Consider the following 19,781-nt stretch of genomic DNA (forward strand, 5'->3'; position numbering starts at 1 on the left):
CAAATACTTTTTCACACTTTTCCCCCAAATGAACTGAAAAAACAACCTCTCCCCCCACACCGATATCCATCGGCTTCAAAAGCGCCCCTAACCTTTTAATTCTCCCCTGAAAGGGCGTGAAGCCCTCCTACAAGCTCCTTCTCTCTTAAAAACATCACCTCTTCCCCCTCCAAACCGCTTCATCCTACACGAACATCTCATCCGCCCTCAAAAACAACCTCTCCCCCACACACCGATATCCAAGCAGTACAACAAGCGCTCCCAACCCTTCAACTCCACCCCCTAGCTCTTCTCCCCTTCCTTTTCTCAAAAATATCCCCCCACGGCTAAAAACAATCCACCAGCCCCCAACTTCCCCTCAACGGATACCTTCCACAGCATAAATATTCCCCTATAACATACGCAGCCCCTTCATTTTTCTTTTAATGCCAATCTTTAAGCCTTTTAATTCCAACCTTTAGAGGATAAACTTACCTCTTGCGGCCTATAGAGAGCATTCTAACAATGCGTTCTCATTGCCTCTAGTCTCCCTTCTTGTGTTCATTCTTTCACAAAAGTGCCAAGCGCCGCTCCGCACCACCCCTTGAGTTTCATGTCAAAGATATAATTACAGTACTAAGCTTATCCATCATAGCAATATCCTCTCTCCCCTCATAAGGCGATATTACCTGTGTCGTATTTTCTAGGGCTTGAAGCGTCTCTCCTTATTTCATTTCGCGATAAGGCTTAAAAGAGCAGATGTACATACACTCCACACTGAAAGAAAACCGTAAATTTAGCTTACACGCTAAAACACCAACCGCTTAAAATATCACTCACTTTAACATTTGTAATATTTGTGACCTCCGTTATGTCTATCGCCTTCGTTCTTTCCCCTATAAAGTTACATTATTCAAATTTGCGCGCCTAACCGCGCTCAAGGACGAAGATTCCTGTGCCGATCTGTCAACAATCAAGCTTCTCTTAAGTAAATTCTAGCCAATATGAACACTTCATATTAAATGCCTCTTCTCCTATAGTTTAGTGATAAAACATAATTGTACTCACAAAACGAATCTTTTATACAGCGGCACGAAAAATTGTACATGCCTCATAATAATAAAGGGAAGATGCGCTACAGACGTAGCAAGTCATTCGTATTATCATTTTAACAACTACAGAAATCTTTTTTCATTTCATAAACATAGTCTGAGAAACTGAGTTATTCGCTTTATCAAAAGACAAAACCCTCAAGAAACAAACGAATATCAACATGACAAAACCAAACCTATCAAATGCATCACCAAAAGAACAAAATGATACATCTTCTCAATGGGACTTAGTCCTCGATATCCAAAAAGAAGTTAAGGAAACATTAAAGGCTGGTGTTGTTTCACTGAGAGAGTTTATATTCATAATTTTTATAAGCATCTGTTTATACATTTTCCTCTCAATATTAGGCAGTGCGGATAAACCTCAGATGAATGTAGCAACTGCAATCGGGCTGATATGCGCATTAATTCTGTACGGTTCGATACCAATCTCTTTGGTGCTACGGATCATAGTAAAGAAGAAACTGAAAAAAGTAATGAAACAACTAGACGAAGCGGTTGCTAATCAAAATATAATAAGGAGAGAAAAATGATTGAAGCTATAATATTAGGGCGCATTCTAGGGATCATTGTCGGTTGTGCAATAATAACATTATCCGTTTGGCTTGTTTATTCTACCATTAAATATCGAAAACTGTACCGTAAAGCGCTTACAGGACTAAACTTAGCAATTCAAAAATGTAATAAAGAAATTAATAAATAAAAAAAGTCGTGAAAAACGTGGTATTAAAATACCATAATCCTTATTTTCATATTTCTAGACGTATTTAATGTGATTACCAGTTATTGATGACCCATATTGAGGGTATGAGATTTTTCATAAGGGGACGTTTGAAACTATAGGCATGATATTATGTGCGTATAGCCAATACAAGAAACAATTCCAACGGCTCCCCCTCTTCCCCCACTTCAAGCATTTCAGCCGGCGCACGCACCTGACAGGGCTTCACGAGCCCCCACAAACAAGCCTCTTGCGTTTTAAGAAGTCCCCCTTTGCCCTTAACGACAAAAACCCACACCACTTCAACAATCCAACGGCGTCCCCTCTTCCCCCCACTTCAAGCATTTCAGCCGACGCACGCACCTGACAGGGCTTCACGAGCCCCCACAAACAAGCCCCTTACGTTTTAAGAAGCCACACCTTGCCCTTAACGACAAAAACCCACACCACTTCAACAATCCAACGGCGTCCCCTCTTCTCCCCACTTCAAGCATTTCAGCCGGCGCATGCACCTGATAGGGCTTCACGAGCCCCCACAAACAAGCCCCTTACGTTTTAAGAAGCCACACCTTGCCCTTAACGACAAAAACCCACACCACTTCAACAATCCAACGGCGTCCCCTCTTCTCCCCACTTCAAGCATTTCAGCCGGCGCATGCACCTGATAGGGCTTCACGAGCCCCCACAAACAAGCCCCTTACGTTTTAAGAAGCCACACCTTGCCCTTAACGACAAAAACCCACACCACTTCAACAATCCAACGGCGTCCCCTCTTCCCCCCACTTCAAGCATTTCAGCCGACGCACGCACCTGACAGGGCTTCACGAGCCCGCAACAAACAAGCCTCTTGCGTTTTAAGAAGTCCCCCTTTGCCCTTAACGACAAAAACCACACCACTTCAACAATCCAACGGCTCAACAGCGCTCCTGTTCTTGCAACACTCCCTAACAGAGCTTATTTGTTTAAAGCTGACAAGGCTTTTACTTTTTTCCACTCTTTGTGCTTTTTTGTGTCCTTTTTTTACGAGAAAATTTTTACCTTCAAGGCCAACCCTTAACACACCCTAAGGAATTTGTAAGGGATATACCCTTGACAAGAATAAGACTTCTTGTTAAATCTCTCCTACTTTTTTGCAATTTTCACTTATCGTTGTGCTAATGAAGTGGTTAATGCGTACCTTAAGAGTGCGCTTTTCTTTTTGTGATCACAGTGAAAAAGTGTATCGTGTGATGTTATCATGCAAGTACGATATCGCAATGCAAGGCTCATAGAGTAAGCAGTCTATTGGGGTTGTAATATTGTATTTTCGTGTTTTAATATTGTATTATAGTATTGTGTTACGTAAACTATTTAAACGGTGAATATGATGAAAATTAAAAATTCGCTTAAAGCACTAAAAGAGCGCCACCGTAACAATCGTTTGGTGCGTCGTAAGGGTCGTGTTTATATTCTTAATAAAACGAACCCACGTTTTAGAGCACGTCAGGGCTAATTCTTTTAGGACTAATTTCTTTAGGATCAATGTTTTTATGCCTACTTTAATTGTAGGCTTAAAAAAATTTTCTTGCGTTTTTTTGGTTATAAGTCCGTTGATTACAAGTCTAGTATTTGATAATATTTGGTGATTTATCTTTTGGGGGCTTGTTTTTATGGATTCTTCTATTTTTTTAAAAGCCTTTCGATTTTTTCAGCTGCGTTTTTTCTGTATTTTTCAGCGCGCGTTTTTTCTTTTTTTTGTTGGCGTTTTTTGTTTTGTTCCCTCGAGCTATGGGCAAAATCCTCCTTCTCTTCCTGAAGATCGACCTTCTCCACAATCGCTTTTACCGTTAGATGATCTTATTCCCAATTCTCCTCCCCCTTCCTCAACGCCCTCCGATTCTGATTCCTCGGCGGTTATTCTTGAAGATCTTGACAAAGAGCAGCTTTCCCATGTTGACAGAGTTAAGCAGCGCAAAGAAGCAGAAATTTCACGTTTACTCAAAGAGTTGAAATATTGTGCTGATGTTGCTAAAGCGAAAAAGATCAGTCAACAACTTCAACATTTATGGTCCCAATCGGGGAGTGAGACGATTGATCTTTTAATGTCATGGGCCGAAAATGCACTCAACAGCGACGATTATGGACTTGCGCTTGATTATATTGACAATGCTCTTGCACTTTTACCTACTCATTCTGAAGCTTGGATAAGACGCGCTTGGATTCACATTCAACTGGACGATTTCAAACTTGCCCTGCTTGATCTCAACCATGCTCTTGAACTTGAGCCGCGCAATTATAGTGCTTTTTTTGAACTTGGCGTTGTCATGGAAGCAACGGAGCGTCCAAAACTTGCTCTTAAAGCTTATGAAACAGCATTGGATTACTATCCACAAATGCGCAGGATTCAAAAGCGCGTGCAAGCTCTGTTAGACGAACAATCACCCCAAGCTCTTTAAAACCATTCAAGAACAAGACACTTTACGGCATCCTTTCAAACCTAGATAAGACGCAAGCCGGCTTCACATTCCACTCAATAAACTGCCCCTGCTTATAACCACCCCCCCCCCCAATTGACAGTGTCTTTTTTTGAAACTTAGCCATTACCATGGAAGCAACAGAGCGTTCAAAACTTGGCTCTTAAGATTGATGAAACAGCATTGGATTACACTCCACAAATGCGCAGGATTCAAAAGCGCGTGCAAGCTCTGTTAGACGAACAATCACCCCAAGCTCTTTAAAACCATTCAAGAACGAGACGCGCTTTACGGCATCCTTTCAAACCTAGATAAGACGCAAGCCGGCTTCACATTCCACTCAATAAACTGCCCCTGCTTATAACCACACCATCACCCCCCCACACAATTCACAGTGCCTTTTTTTGAATTTGGACCTTTTTTGTATTGAAGGCATCTTCCAAACACTGCCAATATGCCCCTTACAGAATTTCTTCTCATAGCAAGCATACGGGCTTCACGCCTAAGTCCTCTTCAGCCGTTTCTTCTTTTCACACCTTCCATCATGGATAAAAAAAAATTGTAAACACGATCCTCAAAAAATACTTTTTGAAAAAAGCTTAAAACATCGCTTAGCGCCTCTAATAAACTATCACCGTCTGTTTTTTATTTATGAGCTTCAACCATATAGCAGCACATACCGTATCGGCTCTCCTCCACCCCTCAAAGTTGATAAAACAGCCCTGAAATATGGCTTCACAAAGCAAAAACTTCAAAGGTGCAACACCAATTCAACCAACATACTTGAAATAAGAAATATTCCTTTCAAAACTCCTCCAAGCATTACCCCCGAAACATAAAAATCAAGCATTGTCGCAAAAGAGCTAATCAAGCCATTGCCAATAAACCGTTCTACGTCACTCAATCACCCACCCCCACTCATATTTTTTGCTTTTTTACTTTGAATAAGCCATCCATCATACAGCCATTTCGAGCAACCACCAGCAAGGTTATAAAAACTCTCCTGAAATACTTTATGAAAAAGAAGAGAGCGAGGTTATTTTATCCCTAGCAGAAACTCTGAAATTGTTTTATATTAAGGAGGGTGTTCTGCGCTTCTCGACAGGAAATAACGTATTCCTGAGACCTTAATGATCTCCAAGGGAGCTGTCCCTGATCAAGCCCGTGGGCTTTTTCATATGGCGCCCACCTATTTGTATAGGTTCCCGGGATCAGCTTTTTCCATCGGCTGTTGTGGATCACCCTTTATTTATATAACTTTTTTACATCAAATTTTTCCAGCTAAAATTGAGAGCGTCCTTTTACATAAGACCAATGACGATACTCTCTTTTCAAGAAATAAAAATTACGATAAGCTTTATTTTATAAAACAGACAGCACTGACAAAATAATCCCCTCTGTGAATCTGCTTCACCCCTTCGCACGCAAGCAACGCAAAAGCGGCTTGTTGCACCAAGATACCCCCTAAAGAGCACACACTTTTTTTCATGCTTTTTTTTTCATGAGCACAGCTCTTGTCCTAACAGAGATTTACAAAACGCCAACAATGGATAAAATACCAGCATCTTATAAAACAATTGACGAGACAATGACAAATAATCCCCTCTGTGAATCTGCTTCACCCCTTCGCACACAGCAACGCAAAAGCGGCTTGTCGCACCAAAATACCCCCTAAAGAGCACACACTTTTTTTCATGCTTTTTTTTTCATGAGCACAGCTCTTGTCCTAACAGAGATTTACAAAACGCCAACAATGGATAAAATACCAGCATCTTATAAAACAATTGACGAGACAATGACAAATAATCCCCTCTGTGAATCTGCTTCACCCCTTCGCACACAGCAACGCAAAAGCGGCTTGTCGCACCAAAATACCCCCTAAAGAGCACACACTTTTTTTCATGCTTTTTTTTTCATGAGCACAGCTCTTGTCCTAACAGAGATTTACAAAACGCCAACAATGGATAAAATACCAGCATCTTATAAAACAATTGACGAGACAATGACAAATAATCCCCTCTGTGAATCTGCTTCACCCCTTCGCACACAGCAACGCAAAAGCGGCTTGTCGCACCAAAATACCCCCTAAAGAGCACACACTTTTTTTCATGCTTTTTTTTTCATGAGCACAGCTCTTGTCCTAACAGAGATTTACAAAACGCCAACAATGGATAAAATACCAGCATCTTATAAAACAATTGACGAGACAATGACAAATAATCCCCTCTGTGAATCTGCTTCACCCCTTCGCACACAGCAACGCAAAAGCGGCTTGTCGCACCAAAATACCCCCTAAAGAGCACACACTTTTTTTCATGCTTTTTTTTTCATGAGCACAGCTCTTGTCCTAACAGAGATTTACAAAACGCCAACAATGGATAAAATACCAGCATCTTATAAAACAATTGACGAGACAATGACAAATAATCCCCTCTATGAATCTGCTTCATCCCTTCGCACACAGCAACGCAAAAGCGGTTTATCGCGTCGTGATGCTCTTTTAACAGAAGAGCGTGCACTCTTTTCGCAGCGTGCTTGTTGCCACTTTATTGAATACCTTGAAAAGAAGGGAACCGATTTTTCACGCCTCATTTTAGCAGGCTATTGGCCCATTAAATCGGAAATTGACCCGCGTCCTTTACTGGATGCTGTAGCGTTACGCGGTGGGCATTTAGCCTTACCAGCAGTTCTTGATTCCACCACCATGATTTTCCGTGCATTTTTGCCCAGCACAATTTTAGAGCCCATGCGTTTTGGCACCTTTGGTCCGGGTGCAGACAATGACGTTGTTGCCCCCAATAATATTATTGTTCCGCTTTCTGCATTTGATCGTCAATGTCACCGTCTTGGCTATGGAGGAGGATACTATGACCGTGCTGTTGCAGCTCTTGAAAAACAAGGGCATCAAATGATATTATGGGGCATAGGATTTTCATGTCAGGAGGTTTCCTCTATTCCTCCGACAGAATATGATCTACAGGTACAAGGAATTTTTACAGAAAAAGGTTTCTTAAAATGTTAAAATGTGATTAAAGCGCCTATGCGTTTTTTATTTTTAGGTGACATTGTTGGTAGCACAGGCTGTAAAGCTGTTTTTGAACACCTTCCTCAACTGATTGAGAAATGGCAGCTTGATTTTGTTGTGGTAAATGGTGAAAATGCCTCTGGTGGTTTTGGTCTCACACAAGAAACGTATCAAGATCTTTTGATAACCGGTGTTGATGTTGTCACCACAGGTAATCATGCTTTTTCTCACAAAGAAGCATTGCAGTATGCCCATGAGAGTGATCGTTTTTTACGCCCTGCCAATTTTTCGAAAGAAACTCCTGGAAAAGGTTCTGGTGTTTTTACGGCAAAAAATGGCGCCCGTGTTCTTGTCGCCAATCTGTTGGGCAACGTTTTTATGCCGTGTAAAGTAGAAGATCCATTTGAAACAGCGGAAAATATTCTGCTTGCCTGTTCGTTGATGGAGCAAGCCGATACGATTATTTTTGACTTTCACGCAGAAACGACAAGCGAGAAGCAATGTTTTGGCCATTTTCTTGATGGTCGTGTGAGTGTTATCGTTGGCACCCATACGCATATTCCCACGGCTGACGCGCAGATCTTAGAAGGTGGGAGCGCCTATTTAACAGATGCAGGCATGTGTGGAGATTATAATTCATCTCTTGGAATGGATAAAGAAGAACCCTTACACCGTTTTCTTTATAAGACGAAGCAAGATCGTTTTGAACCGGCATGTGGTCCTGCCACCCTTTGTGGTTTAGCGGTTGAGATTTCAGATCGCACCGGTTTAGCAGAAAAGGTCTCAGCGGTACGGATTGGTCCTCATTTAAAGCCTGAAGTTCCGGATTTTTGGTAGCTTCTTTTAAGCCACCTCTTTGATAGTTTCTTTCCAAGATTTTCTTTTGAGAACTCTATTTGGCAAGACGACTTTTCCAGCCCTTCCCAAATCCCTACTAAAAACACCCCGCCCTCCAATTTACCTAATACAGCAACTTTTCTAGCACAAATAAGTCACTCTTTTAAAAAAAATAAAGGATAAAGGATAAAATTTTTCGTGATTTTTAAAACGATGAGAAGGAGGTTTTATTTGGACATTTCTGCGGGGGGGGGGGAGGAGAAATGCTAACCCCCTTCTCTAGAAAAAGCTTTATATAATAATTTATTATTTAGCAAGAGCCTCTTTAATCTTTTTTTTGATTCTAACGAAAATTTAATCTTAAAATTGCTTTTTGCTTTTTAGGTTTGAGCTCTCTAAAACTTTTCAAAAGGATATGCTCTTCTTTACTTGAAATCCTTTCATCACAGTAATACAAAGCATTTTCTTTTGTTGAGAGATCAGCGTAAAAAAGGCAATAGGAACATTGAGAATATCAGCAATTTCCTGTAAACGCCCCGCCCCCTATACGATTAGAGCCTTTTTCATATTTTTGGATTTGTTGAAAAGTCACCCCTAACTGACTGCCTAATTTCTTTTGCGACATTCCCAGCATTGTTCTTTTAAAGCGAATTTTTCTGCCTATCGAAATATCGTTAAAGTGTGGATTTTTAGCTTTCACTTCAAGCTCCCCTGCCGGTTGCGAGCGCCCTCGCATGAGTATTCCGGGAGTCTGAAAGTACTGAGTTCAGTCAGCTTTTTTTGCTTTTAGTGCTCATCGCACCTGGACATGGCAAAAACTCCCGGAATCCCGGGATACCTACAAAAGTAGGCTAATCTTATGTACTGAACTTTAGGGCTTTCAGACCCTACTGATCGCTGCGTAGACGACCAAAGTTACCCTTTAAGGTATAAAGCAATTTCAGGAAATTAGCAATAAAATTTAAAAACAGTCTTTATTTTATGAGCTCCACCCCCGCCTCTCAAACTTTTATGCCCGCTCGTAAAAACTCCAAAACCATGAAATAAAACCCACGTTTATTGAGAGGACTAATAACCCTTTATTTTTGAGATCAAGCCTCCCAAAAGCACACCTAACAACATATCACCCCCTCCCAAAGCCATTTTTGAGAGACATCTTACAGATTTACACTGTGATACGTTGGATTTTTGCGCCACAACGAGCCGATTTTTCTTCTAATCTCTCAAATCCACGATCAAGATGATAAACACGATTGACGATTGTTTCTCCCTTTGCTACCAATGTAACAAGAGTAAGAGGGCTGCAATCACAAGAGAAACAACAAGCGCGCAAATCCGTCGCCATGACAGGAGCCGCTTGCAAATGCTCTGTTCCACGAGACGGTTGCCCTCTCGCCCATCAAGCTTTATTTGCGCCCTCAAGCGATTGAGTTCTTGAACATGCATAAAACGATTTTCGAAAACCGTCTCTGTAATATGCGCGATTCCTTCAGCCCGTGTCATGCACCCCGCGTCATGAGCGCCATGAACGAAACTTAGACAATAATCACGAGCCTCCTCAAGAGTGAGAGAAGCAAAACTTTACACGAAAGAAAAACCATTCCGAAAAGAAAACAGCAGCCACAAAAGCCATACCCTTGAAAGATGGAGATTTGAAAGAACTATTGAGAAAATCATCAAGAATGTACGGCTCCAAAATTCCACAAGCAAGAGAGTAAACCATTAAAAATGCACCAGCCAAGCCCAGCACCCCAAGCCCAGCCCCTCCCAACAAGCAAACATTGTGTTAAAACGCCCCCAAGCAATCGCCCCCCTCAACCACAGCGCAAAGCATTCAGCATATCTTTGAAAGCTTTACACTGTGATACGTTGGATTTTTGCGCCACAACGAGCCAATTTTTCTTCTAATCTCTCAAATCCACGATCAAGATGATAAACACGATTGACGATTGTTTCTCCCTTTGCTACCAATGTAACAAGAGTAAGAGGGCTGCAATCACAAGAGAAACAACAAGCACGCAAATCCGTCGCCATGATGAGGCCCCCCTTGCAAATTCTCTGTTCCATGAGATGCGTTGCTCTCTCGCCCATCAAGCTTTATTTGCGCCCTCAAGCGATTGAGTTCTTGAACATGCATAAAACGATCTTCGAAAACCGTCTCTGTAATATGCGCGCTTCCCTCAACCCCGTGTCATGAAAGCATGCCGCCCACACAACAGCCACCCCCCAAGCAACCTCTCAAAGCCATTCTTTGGAGCATATCTTTGAAAGCTTTACACTGTGATACGTTGGATTTTTGCGCCACAACGAGCCAATTTTTCTTCTAATCTCTCAAATCCACGATCAAGATGATAAACACGATTGACGATTGTTTCTCCCTTTGCTGCCAATGCTGCAATCACAAGAGAAACAGAAGCACGCAAATCCGTCGCCATGACAGGAGCCCCTTGCAAATTCTCTGTTCCATAGACAGTTGCCGTCTGTCCATCAAGCTTTATCTGTGCTCCTAAGCGATTGAGTTCTTGAACATGCATAAAACGATTTTCGAAAACCGTCTCTGTAATATGCGCGATTCCTTCAGCCCGTGTCATGAGCGCCATGAATTGCGCTTGGAGATCAGTTGGAAAAGCAGGATAAGGTCCTGTTTTAATATCAACGGGCATAATTTTGGTGTTCNAGCGCCATGAATTGCGCTTGGAGATCAGTTGGAAAAGCAGGATAAGGTCCTGTTTTAATATCAACGGGCATAATTTTGGTGTTCTTTGGATTTCGCTTAATATGAATTCCTTGAGGTTCTATTTGAATCTCGAGTCCTGTTTTTTGGAGCACCTTAAGCACCTTTGTGAGATGATTAGGATTTGCATTTTTAAGAAAGACATCTCCTCCCGTCATAGCAACAGCCATTGCATATGTTCCCGCTTCGATTCGATCAGCAATAACGCGTACTCTAGCACCGTTGAGTTTTTTAACCCCTTCAATTGTAAGCGTTGTTGTTCCTTCACCGGTTATTTGAGCCCCCATAGCATTCAGGGTTCGAATAAGGTTTGTCACTTCTGGCTCACAAGCCGCATTCTCAAGAGTGGTTGTTCCCTTTGCCATTGTCGCCGCCATCAGCAGCACATGGGTTCCACCAACAGTGACTTTAGGGAACCGATAGTGAGTACCTTTTAACCCCTTTAGCGCTTTTGCATGAACATATCCATTTTCGATAGTAATCTGTGCGCCTAAAGTTTTAAGTCCCTCAAGGATAAAATCGACAGGTCTTGTTCCAATAGCGCATCCTCCAGGAAGCGAAACATAAGCCTCTGCGCATCGTGCAAGCAGTGGTCCGATAACCCAAAAGCTTGCACGCATTTTTTTCACCAGTTCGTATGGTGCCCGTGTTGTGGCTATTTTTTGCGCCGTAAAATGAATTGTTCTTGAATTCACACATTCATCGTTAAACTCTTGTCCATCAACGGCATATCCAACACCATGATTATTGAGAATACGAATAAGCAATTCAACATCGGCCAGATGCGGAATATTTTCTAAAGTGAGCGTTTCTTCTGTCAAAAGCGCCGCAATCATAAGAGGCAATGCAGCATTTTTTGCCCCAGAAATAGGAATTGTTCCTTTAAGTTTTTCTCCCCCAACAATTTGAATAGAATCCATCGTGTTTTCCCTCTTTTCCTTTGTGCCTGCCCTTCCAAAGGATTGTCCCCCTTCGGGAAGTTATGCTTTATTAATCGTTTTAGAACGCATTCTAACTATGAGAACAAATTATTGAGAAGTTTGGTTGCAAAAATTTACTAAAAAACATTTTTTTGCATTTTAGAGCTTTTTGCATTTTAGAGCTCTGGTTGTGCTCTTTTTCGGCTTTGCTCTTTTCGACGTTTCAGGTTTTGACGCAATTGTTGTGCCAATCTTTCTTGACGTCGTTTTGCTTTTTCATCTTGATGATTAATTTCATTTTGTTTTTGTTTTTGATGCATTTGTGTCATTGCGCAACCTTTTAAACAGTGTTGAGCTTCTATCCAAGCAACTCATTTAGATATTTAAGCATATAAGAAACATATGTCATGACATAAGATACGTTTTCTTGCAAGAATATACAAATGTTCTCTTGCCTATTTTCTGACAATATGGCACAAGACAGCGCAAAGATTGAAAAGGGCTGCGGTAGCTCAGTGGTAGAGCACTCCCTTGGTAAGGGAGAGGTCGAGAGTTCAATCCTCTCTCGCAGCACCATTTTATTCTTCTTTTGCCTCTCTCTTTTTGCCCTTATAAGTCTTCCCTATAAGCCTAAATCTTTTCCCCCAACCTTCATCGGCTTCATCAAATCCTCCATCCTTTAAACCATGCGTTTCAATAGCCTCAAAATCAGTAGCCTCAAAATCAGTAGCCTCAAAATCAGTAGCCTCAAAATCAGTAGCTTCAAAATCAATGGCTTCAAAATCAAGAGCCTCAATGCCACGCTTAATCTCTAAAATGCCTTACGAACGGCTTTTGAAATTGACCGCCCCCCAAAGAATATCCCCCCACCCCTTGCCTCCCTCCCCTTTCCTTGCCTCCCCCTCTTTCCTTTCTGTAAGATTTGCCCCCTATCCTTCTCTTTGCCAAGCCTCACTATTGCAACAGCTCTTAGCACTTGAGACGGTATAGGCATTTTTATTTTTTCAATATTTTATTTCTTGAATATTTTTCCCCACAAGCTCACCCTGTTTGTAATATGCAAACAAACGATTTTACTTGATTCAATATAAGAGCGTCTGAATAAGAAGGGTTGAAATAAGAACATCTCACACTATTTCGGGCTCTCATTGAAATTCAAATTGAATCTCAATAATGAATTATTATAAACTCATTGTTTGAACATATCCCATTGATACCTTTATCCGCCCCAAAATGAATAATCTTATCTTTCTAGCCTCTCTATCCACCTCAAGCAACACAAGTATTCCCTGTAAAAATTAGAATAAGCTTCATCGATCCTATTCGTCATTTACAACAAATCTAACAGAGCCATTTCCAGAACCTCCTCTCAACGCCTTTCCCATTCTCCCCACCCCTTACCAAAAGAAAAAAAACAAACAGTGATACCCCTCCACAGTGAAGCTTTCAAGAAGCCACCCCACGCTCCCATATGCCAAACATCCCATATGACAAACATCTCATATGACAGGCATCCCCATATACTAGACATCCCATATGGCAGAAAATTGAGAGCCTGCCTTTTCAAAGAAGATCCCTCATTACCAATTTTATACACTATGGTTTTCCACGTGCTCTAAGCCATCCCTCTTTCAACACGCATCTTTTTTATACGAATACTTTGATTGATACAGATAGCGTTATTCCTCTTGCATAAGAATCCGAAGAGCAAAAAATTCTCTCCCCCTCTATTCTATTGAAATCAATCACTCCTCTTCGCTTACAGTTCACAAACAGAAAGATCCGTATGGCGAGAAACTTTCCAAGAAAAGCATATCTCTTCGTAAGAAGCCTCCCAGTAAACGAGATTATGAATCGTCTCAAGAGCTACAGCCCATGCCGCAATTTTGGCAACGGGCCCCCAATAGTACCAACTTACTTTTTCATAAAGTAAGATAGGGTGCGCAATGTTTATAATCTACAGGGTTTTATAACCTCTGGGGTTTATAATTTACGGGGCTTGACCGTTATACCCCTCACGATATTATTCACAAGCGGCAGTATGAAATTTATGAACGCCGGCATAAAATGGCTGTGAAATGAGCTTAGAGCGAGATATCTTTATTAAAACAAGTGCGTGAATGTACAACAACAAGTATATTTCATTTGGAGTATTTTGGATATTGCCTACTCTCCCCACCCTAGGACAACCATTTTGTCTACAGATCCCCTTATATATTCTGCATATTTTCTGCTGTCATATCTCCTCCAATAAGCTAAAACCCCACATATGCGGGGTTTTAGCCAGTACCACACCTTTATTTAGACACATTATGATCACTATAACCATTTTTATTAAATACGTTTTTACGTATATTTTCAACACAAAAATAACACATATTGATTTATTTAACAGAAATCAATTAAATATTCATGATAATCATTAAAAGTTAAAATGATGAAATTATTATTCAGAACGTACGTCATAATATTTATAACGTTTTTTTCTGTATTCATATTATTGGGTTGTACTCAAGTAAGCGACCTTGCTGAATACGATAGGCTTTACCAAAAATATGTCCATGAAAATTACACTCCTTTAGCATATTCTCAGAAATTAGAAAAAGCAAAAAAAGAGGTAGAATATTTAAAAGCGTATATGGAATGGACTGTAGACATACCCCATGACAAAAGTCAATTTTGGAGGCATTTAATAACATTGCCCAGTAATCCTCCAGAATTCAATATTTTTAAACATTATCACATATTGCTTGTTTTTTGTGGACGTTTTTTTGATTTATGGCAAGGTGATAAAACGATGCCCACACTTACCTTTAACGACTTACCAACAAGACTGAAGGATTTTAAAGCTAACGGGATGAAATACAGGAAAAATTGGGATTATATAGAAAATATTTTCCTCAAAGCAAAGTTTGAAACAAACTTTGATGATCCAATGTTTGCGTACGCAGAAAAATTTTTGGATTCCCCTAATGGCATTAGTCGAAAAGAACAAACTCTCCAGACAGAGCTGCTCATAATAGGCAATGAACTCACTCGTTTTAGAAACACAGCAACAATGTGCGTTATGGCTAGAGAGGTATACCTTGCCATGATGCCCAAAGAAAATGTAAAACCGCCCGTAAGATATAGCACTTTTGAAAAATGGAAGCAGTATTTAAAAAATCTTTAAACGGATCATAAAATGCCTTTCAAAATACTTCTAAAGAACCATTAAGCCCCCCTCACAATGACTATAATCAGGCACAAAGAGGGTATAAAAAACAATGTTAATTAAACAGTCTTTATTGAGAAGCGTCTTAATTATCGCTCTTTTAACAACGCATCTTTTTTATTCTTCAAAGGGATATACTCATTCGAATGAAGTGTTCTCTTCAAAAGAAATTACAGAAAGAGAGAGATTCTTCCGCATTTTCCTTGTTAATGGAAGTCGCTGGTGGGAAGAAAAATTCTACCAAATTCTCTGGATAGAAAAAACATTTTTTTTGGAAAACAAGCAGCAGTTATCGCAACCGCTCTATGAAAAACATGTCAATATAATAAAAAAATGGCAGAATATAATCAAAAAACGACATCATGTATTTAATACTCTGTGCACCCTTATAGAATTAGAAATAGATGCAATGCGACATGTGAATGAAGCAAAACACTCTCATAAGCATACACATCTCTCAAACCTTATGAAACACATAGAGACATATCAAGAGCGTATAGTTAAAAACAAGAAAGAACTTGAGAAACTTGATCATGAAATTGAGATCTTATACAAAGTTATCATAGAATATACAAAATTACCATAAACTTTGATCTATTCATTCCATAACTTTATGAAAAGTGCTTCTCAAAGGATATCTTTTATTTTCAAGCACTTTGAACTATCTATCGCCATCTTTAGATACAGAGTGCCAAAGTACAGTAACGTTATCATACAATTTGTTGTATTTTACCAACACAAAATAACACATATTGATTTATTCAACAGAAATGACTTATAAAAGCTCATCAGAAACAAACGACAATAAATACCTTATGTTTAAACACTTTATTTTCTTCGCTATCGTAATAAGCGCTGTTTTATTTACGCATCATACAACGAGTGGATGTACAACAGATGGTCTTTTTGTTGGAAGTACTTCTCCGATCAATTGTATTTCAAAAGAATATATAAGACAGAAAATAAAAAAGAAGCTATTGGAAAAAGAACGCGAAAGAAAATGGTTAGAGCTTGAACAATTTTCTGTTAGCGCTTGTCCAGGTGGAAAATTTCCTGTTTATCATGGCTTTTCTATTATCGATTGTGTTTTGAGAGGAAGAACTAAAACAAAATCGTCTTAATCAAAATCGTTTTAATAATGAAATTAATATAATGAACTTATTCCTGCAATGGTTTATCGTAGCATTCGTAATAACAACGATAATGTCTGTTCCCATAAGTTTACTTTGGCGTTTTAGATTTAAGGTTCCTGCCTGTTTATTTACAATAATGACAACCTTGGCTATTATTGCCGTCCCTTTTACATTTGATTTATCGTCTCTCTTTTAATCTATTTTTGTAAAAAATATTTCTAAAATATTAAAAACACCCTGCATTTTTAAGCGTTTTGAACTGTACCTCCTCTCATTTAGAGACAATAGCCCCAAGTACAGCCATGCCACTCAATACAATGTTCACCATATTTCTAACATAAAAATAACACATGTCGATACATTCAAAAGAGATCAATTAAACGATCTTATAAAATAAGAGCAATACACAAAGTGGCTGTATTTAATGATAGTAAATGAAGACGATTATTATGGAATTCTTGGTGTAAGCTACGCATGCAACGATAAACAGATAAAATCTGCTTTTCGTAAATTAGCTCTGCAATACCACCCTGATCATAATTCTAGTACCGAAGCAGAACAAAAATTCAGAAAAATTTGTGAAGCCTATGAAGTTCTTAAAGATCCTCAAAAGAGAGCTGCTTACAATCAGTTCTATCATGAAACTTTTAAAGATAATGACAAGGCTTCTGAAAGTAATAAAAGCCGAGATAATATAGGTTTAGTGTTAATATCACCTTTAAAAAAAATAGCTGTCTTTGTCATTGCTCTAATACTATTTTTCGTAATATATATTGGCGGTACCATTATTATATTTCGGTATTTTGATTAGAGGAACTTAATGAAACAGAGTGATCTATAAATGTCTCTTCCGATTAACATACTTTGGTGATTTAGGTTAAAGATTCCAGCGTTTTTATTTGCAATAATGACCGCCTTAGCTGTTATTGCCGTTCCCTTCATATTCTATTGATAGTTATTTTTGTAAAATCTGAAGAGCTTTAAGATCAGTCCCACAGTGAATTCACAAGGTGTGGTAATTTTTGATTTTCTATAACAAGGTAGTGTAGAAAAACATAGAGATTATAATGTCTCTATCCGTTCTTTTCTTATTCTCCCGTTTCCTCCACCCCTCTATTTTTTTCCACAACCTGCCCCCAATCTTTTCCCCAACAAGCCCACTTGACTCCACACAGACTTTTTCTCATGCCCCTAACATCCTTTTCCATATCGGCTAAAAAAAATCCCCCAAGCCCCCGCAAAGCTCTCTCCCCCCCAAGAACGAAAGCATAACGTACACCATTGTCACAGCAATGAAAAAAGCAATTGGCCCATCATTGCCACTCCCCCACAGTACTCACCACAAAAGCACCCAAAATCACACCACCATATCTCTAAACAACTTGGCCTTACTCCCCCATTCTCGTTTTCCCTTCCAGCATACCGCGCCGCCTTGCATGCGCTCCAAGCACCCTTTCTTCCCACATTTTCCCACCATGCCTTTCACATTCATGACCAAGCTCTTTGCGCTCCCTGCACTCTTTGCGCTCTTTGCTTGCACCCTCCTCCAACACAAAAACCAGCTCTTTTCCTCCTTGAACGTGCCTTTTTATAGGTTGGAACCTGTCTGCACTGCTGCTTCCCTTCCCCCTAAACCTCATTTTTGTTCTCTAGCATGCTTTCGTGTCACTCCAAGTCACAGGATAACGACCTGCCCCCTTCATCCCCACCATTTCCTCCTCATCCCGCTCCAACATTTCTCTTCCCAAAGCCGCGTATCTCCCCCTTTTCCATATCGGCTAAGAAAATCCCCCAAGCCCCCGCAAAGCTCTCTCCCCCCAAGAACGAAAGCATAACGTACACCATTGTCACCACAATGAAAAAGCAACTCAGCCCTTTCATTGCGGCTCCCCCCCCCAACACTCACCACAAAAGCACCCAAAATCATGCCACCATATCTCTAAACACTTGGCCTTACTCCCATTCTCGTTTTGCCCTCCAGCATACCGCGCCGCCTTGCATGCGCTCCAAGCACCCTTTCTTCCCACATTTTCCCACCATGCTTTCACATTCATGACCAAGCTCTTTGTGCTCCCTGCACTCTTTGCGCCCCCTTATTTAGCACCCTCTTCCAACATATGCTTTGCTCTTTTCCCCCTCTGCTCTTTCCTTTTTATAGAACTTTGCCTCTCCTCAACGCTACACAAGATCCCTTTCTTGCCCGCCTCATTCTTGTTTTGCCCTCCAGCATACGTCTTGCATGCGCTCCAAACTCCCCGCTTTCTCCCTCCTTCAAAGCAATTTCTGTTCTTATATGAAAACCTGTCTCAACCGATTTAATTTGCTGTACCATCTTCTCCAAAGCCTCATTAAAACGGCTAATTTCATTTTCAAGCTTGCAAATATATGCTTCATCACGATAAGCCCGTTTAATCAAAGGAGGCATATCCGGCCAATAGAGCATTAAATCCACCCATTCGCGTTGAGAAATCCATAATCCCCCTTGACATTGTGCTTTATGTTCTGCTGGAAAGCTCTTTTGCATGAAATGAGGGATCAAAATTTCAGGTTTTTTTGTTTTAATTTCTAATAAGCCATTTTTTCCCACAAAAGCATCGGGGGAAAATCCTTGTCTGCGGTCATCTGCCAAAACAAAGCCAATACATTCAGGTTCTGTATGTGTCAGTTCCCCATAAAGCTGTCGCGCGCTTGGTTCTAATTCAGTCCCACGTCGCATAGAAAGTGTTGCCCCTTCATCAACAGTTTTTCCTGTAATTCTTTCTCCCGCCAATTTCATCATCACACTCTGATAGCGTGACGTTTTTTGCCCTTGTTTTGTTCGTGCCATAACCATCTCAAACAACGAAGCCGTAATCAAACCATTACGCGCTTGCTGCCATTCCTCTGTTCCTTGAATACAATCGATAATGATTGGCATAGTATTTCTCCCCTTCATCTTTAAGGTGTTTTTTTTTGCAACATATTCTCTTTGAAACATTCATATCTTTTAAGATGCATTCCCCACTAAGAATGACAGCATCCTTAAATATTGTGCTGCTGAAATCACAAAAGCTGTTGGAAACGCCCCCCTCAACATCCCCCTCCCCACAAGTTTCTCATCCCCTCCTTTTCCATATCGGTTAAGCCCCCAAGCGGCGCCCTCCCTAGACGAAAGCATAACGCGTGATATTTTCTCCCCGATAAAAAAACCTCTCGCCCATCATTGCCCCCTAAGGCTCAATACAAAAACGGTCAGAACCGCGCTCCCATAGCGCCTTCCTCTTCTTCCCTCTCAAACACCTTCCCTCATTTCCCAACATGCTTTCACATTCATATCCAAGCTCTTTGCACTCCCTGTGCTCAAAGCCCTCTACTTTCCCCCCTCCTCCAACACTCTACTCCTTCCCCCTACACAGAACTTTTTTTAAAGATTGACATCTCCTCAACGCTTGTACGGCTGCCCCCCTTTTCCACACCTCATATCTCCCCTCCAGCATATGCCTTGCATACGCTTCAAGCTCTCCTCTCCCCCACTCGTCCTCCCTCTTAACCAGCCAACCACCAACATTTTCCCCAACAAGCTTCCCCCCAACATCCCTCCTCCCCAGAAGTTTCTCATCCCCTCCTTTTCCATATCAGCTAAGCCCCCCCCCCAAGTCGTCTCCCCCAAGAAC

At 40.7% G+C, this 19,781-nt stretch carries 22 protein-coding genes, 1 tRNA gene, 1 other RNA gene and 5 pseudogenes; 16 read left to right on the forward strand and 13 right to left on the reverse strand.

Annotation, left to right across the window (positions count from 1 at the left end; all coding sequences use genetic code 11):
• Positions 1-184: 184 nt before the first annotated feature.
• On the reverse strand, positions 185-310 hold the full coding sequence (locus ACFIMS_RS08730) for a hypothetical protein (protein ID WP_375627706.1): 126 nt from the start codon (positions 308-310) through the stop codon (positions 185-187).
• Between the two features lie 942 nt (positions 311-1,252).
• On the opposite strand from ACFIMS_RS08730, the gene ACFIMS_RS08735 reads away from it, so the two are divergent.
• On the forward strand, positions 1,253-1,624 hold the full coding sequence (locus tag ACFIMS_RS08735; RefSeq protein ID WP_375696663.1) for a hypothetical protein: 372 nt from the start codon (positions 1,253-1,255) through the stop codon (positions 1,622-1,624).
• The gene (locus ACFIMS_RS08740) at positions 1,621-1,794 is read left to right on the forward strand and encodes a hypothetical protein (protein WP_375621480.1); all 174 of its coding nucleotides are present in this window, start codon (positions 1,621-1,623) and stop codon (positions 1,792-1,794) included. The genes ACFIMS_RS08735 and ACFIMS_RS08740 overlap by 4 nt, the downstream gene beginning before the upstream one ends.
• Before the next feature lie 148 nt (positions 1,795-1,942).
• Here ACFIMS_RS08740 and ACFIMS_RS08745 read toward each other — a convergent pair whose 3' ends face one another.
• Entirely contained in the window at positions 1,943-2,113 is a 171-nt protein-coding gene (locus tag ACFIMS_RS08745; RefSeq protein WP_375696664.1) for a hypothetical protein, read from the reverse strand.
• Positions 2,114-3,178: 1,065 nt separating this feature from the next.
• On the opposite strand from ACFIMS_RS08745, the gene ykgO reads away from it, so the two are divergent.
• Positions 3,179-3,304, forward strand: a complete 126-nt coding sequence (gene ykgO, locus ACFIMS_RS08750) for a type B 50S ribosomal protein L36 (RefSeq protein WP_004863016.1) — start codon at positions 3,179-3,181, stop codon at positions 3,302-3,304.
• A 157-nt stretch (positions 3,305-3,461) separates the two neighbouring features.
• Positions 3,462-4,247 carry a tetratricopeptide repeat protein gene (locus ACFIMS_RS08755; RefSeq protein WP_375696665.1) on the forward strand — a complete coding sequence of 262 codons (786 nt, stop codon included), beginning with the start codon at positions 3,462-3,464 and terminating at the stop codon, positions 4,245-4,247.
• Positions 4,248-5,016: 769 nt separating this feature from the next.
• Here the strand turns inward: ACFIMS_RS08755 and ACFIMS_RS08760 are convergent.
• Complete coding sequence (locus ACFIMS_RS08760) at positions 5,017-5,169, reverse strand: hypothetical protein (RefSeq protein WP_375675211.1); 153 nt, start codon at positions 5,167-5,169, stop codon at positions 5,017-5,019.
• 179 nt (positions 5,170-5,348) lie between these two features.
• Between ACFIMS_RS08760 and ssrS the strand changes: the two genes are divergently transcribed.
• The 7 genes from ssrS (at position 5,349) to ACFIMS_RS08795 (ending at position 8,127) form a co-directional block, all read left to right on the forward strand.
• Positions 5,349-5,509: non-coding RNA, 6S RNA (ssrS, locus tag ACFIMS_RS08765), on the forward strand.
• 257 nt (positions 5,510-5,766) lie between these two features.
• Positions 5,767-5,940 (forward strand): hypothetical protein, encoded by a 174-nt coding sequence (locus ACFIMS_RS08770; protein WP_375675213.1) that lies wholly within the window; start codon positions 5,767-5,769, stop codon positions 5,938-5,940.
• A gap of 33 nt (positions 5,941-5,973) precedes the next feature.
• Complete coding sequence (locus tag ACFIMS_RS08775; RefSeq protein ID WP_375675213.1) at positions 5,974-6,147, forward strand: hypothetical protein; 174 nt, start codon at positions 5,974-5,976, stop codon at positions 6,145-6,147.
• Between the two features lie 33 nt (positions 6,148-6,180).
• Positions 6,181-6,354: a hypothetical protein gene (locus ACFIMS_RS08780; protein ID WP_375675213.1), complete on the forward strand. Its 174-nt coding sequence runs from the start codon at positions 6,181-6,183 to the stop codon at positions 6,352-6,354.
• A gap of 33 nt (positions 6,355-6,387) precedes the next feature.
• On the forward strand, positions 6,388-6,561 hold the full coding sequence (locus tag ACFIMS_RS08785) for a hypothetical protein (protein ID WP_375675213.1): 174 nt from the start codon (positions 6,388-6,390) through the stop codon (positions 6,559-6,561).
• 120 nt (positions 6,562-6,681) lie between these two features.
• Positions 6,682-7,287, forward strand: a complete 606-nt coding sequence (locus ACFIMS_RS08790; protein ID WP_375611694.1) for a 5-formyltetrahydrofolate cyclo-ligase — start codon at positions 6,682-6,684, stop codon at positions 7,285-7,287.
• A gap of 18 nt (positions 7,288-7,305) precedes the next feature.
• A complete protein-coding gene (locus ACFIMS_RS08795; RefSeq protein WP_375613599.1) occupies positions 7,306-8,127 on the forward strand; it encodes a TIGR00282 family metallophosphoesterase in 822 nt (273 codons plus the stop codon).
• Between the two features lie 343 nt (positions 8,128-8,470).
• Here ACFIMS_RS08795 and ACFIMS_RS08800 read toward each other — a convergent pair.
• The 5 genes and pseudogenes from ACFIMS_RS08800 to ACFIMS_RS08820 all read right to left on the reverse strand — a co-directional run bounded on the left by ACFIMS_RS08800 (position 8,471) and on the right by ACFIMS_RS08820 (position 12,110).
• Positions 8,471-8,863 (reverse strand): annotated as a pseudogene (locus ACFIMS_RS08800) (helix-turn-helix domain-containing protein).
• A 429-nt stretch (positions 8,864-9,292) separates the two neighbouring features.
• A pseudogene (locus ACFIMS_RS08805) lies at positions 9,293-9,630 on the reverse strand (UDP-N-acetylglucosamine 1-carboxyvinyltransferase); the annotation flags it as partial.
• Between the two features lie 351 nt (positions 9,631-9,981).
• A pseudogene (locus ACFIMS_RS08810) lies at positions 9,982-10,309 on the reverse strand (UDP-N-acetylglucosamine 1-carboxyvinyltransferase); the annotation flags it as partial.
• Positions 10,310-10,400: 91 nt separating this feature from the next.
• A pseudogene (murA, locus tag ACFIMS_RS08815) lies at positions 10,401-11,781 on the reverse strand (UDP-N-acetylglucosamine 1-carboxyvinyltransferase).
• A 176-nt stretch (positions 11,782-11,957) separates the two neighbouring features.
• Positions 11,958-12,110 (reverse strand): hypothetical protein, encoded by a 153-nt coding sequence (locus ACFIMS_RS08820; RefSeq protein WP_375607050.1) that lies wholly within the window; start codon positions 12,108-12,110, stop codon positions 11,958-11,960.
• A gap of 172 nt (positions 12,111-12,282) precedes the next feature.
• Between ACFIMS_RS08820 and ACFIMS_RS08825 the strand changes: the two genes are divergently transcribed.
• The 5 genes and pseudogenes from ACFIMS_RS08825 to ACFIMS_RS08845 all read left to right on the forward strand — a co-directional run.
• Positions 12,283-12,357: transfer RNA gene (locus ACFIMS_RS08825), tRNA-Thr, on the forward strand.
• A 1,858-nt stretch (positions 12,358-14,215) separates the two neighbouring features.
• Positions 14,216-14,953, forward strand: coding sequence for a hypothetical protein (locus ACFIMS_RS08830; RefSeq protein ID WP_375611651.1), 738 nt, complete (start codon positions 14,216-14,218; stop codon positions 14,951-14,953).
• A gap of 94 nt (positions 14,954-15,047) precedes the next feature.
• On the forward strand, positions 15,048-15,581 hold the full coding sequence (locus ACFIMS_RS08835) for a hypothetical protein (RefSeq protein WP_375696666.1): 534 nt from the start codon (positions 15,048-15,050) through the stop codon (positions 15,579-15,581).
• Positions 15,582-15,810: 229 nt separating this feature from the next.
• Positions 15,811-16,116 (forward strand): hypothetical protein, encoded by a 306-nt coding sequence (locus ACFIMS_RS08840; RefSeq protein WP_375681363.1) that lies wholly within the window; start codon positions 15,811-15,813, stop codon positions 16,114-16,116.
• A 436-nt stretch (positions 16,117-16,552) separates the two neighbouring features.
• A pseudogene (locus ACFIMS_RS08845) lies at positions 16,553-16,792 on the forward strand (DnaJ domain-containing protein); the annotation flags it as partial.
• 724 nt (positions 16,793-17,516) lie between these two features.
• Here ACFIMS_RS08845 and ACFIMS_RS08850 read toward each other — a convergent pair.
• From ACFIMS_RS08850 to ACFIMS_RS08870, 5 genes are all read right to left on the reverse strand, one after another.
• On the reverse strand, positions 17,517-17,768 hold the full coding sequence (locus ACFIMS_RS08850) for a hypothetical protein (RefSeq protein ID WP_375696667.1): 252 nt from the start codon (positions 17,766-17,768) through the stop codon (positions 17,517-17,519).
• A 59-nt stretch (positions 17,769-17,827) separates the two neighbouring features.
• Positions 17,828-18,055 (reverse strand): hypothetical protein, encoded by a 228-nt coding sequence (locus ACFIMS_RS08855; RefSeq protein WP_375696668.1) that lies wholly within the window; start codon positions 18,053-18,055, stop codon positions 17,828-17,830.
• 225 nt (positions 18,056-18,280) lie between these two features.
• Positions 18,281-19,045: a lambda exonuclease family protein gene (locus tag ACFIMS_RS08860; RefSeq protein ID WP_375696669.1), complete on the reverse strand. Its 765-nt coding sequence runs from the start codon at positions 19,043-19,045 to the stop codon at positions 18,281-18,283.
• A gap of 69 nt (positions 19,046-19,114) precedes the next feature.
• Positions 19,115-19,285 carry a hypothetical protein gene (locus tag ACFIMS_RS08865; protein WP_375638470.1) on the reverse strand — a complete coding sequence of 57 codons (171 nt, stop codon included), beginning with the start codon at positions 19,283-19,285 and terminating at the stop codon, positions 19,115-19,117.
• A 264-nt stretch (positions 19,286-19,549) separates the two neighbouring features.
• Positions 19,550-19,781, reverse strand: a 232-nt coding sequence (locus ACFIMS_RS08870) for a hypothetical protein (RefSeq protein WP_375696670.1), incomplete at its 5' end; no start/stop codon positions are given.

The sequence above is a fragment of the Bartonella sp. AP331QHHD genome (assembly GCF_042195905.1).
Classification (GTDB): domain Bacteria; phylum Pseudomonadota; class Alphaproteobacteria; order Rhizobiales; family Rhizobiaceae; genus Bartonella.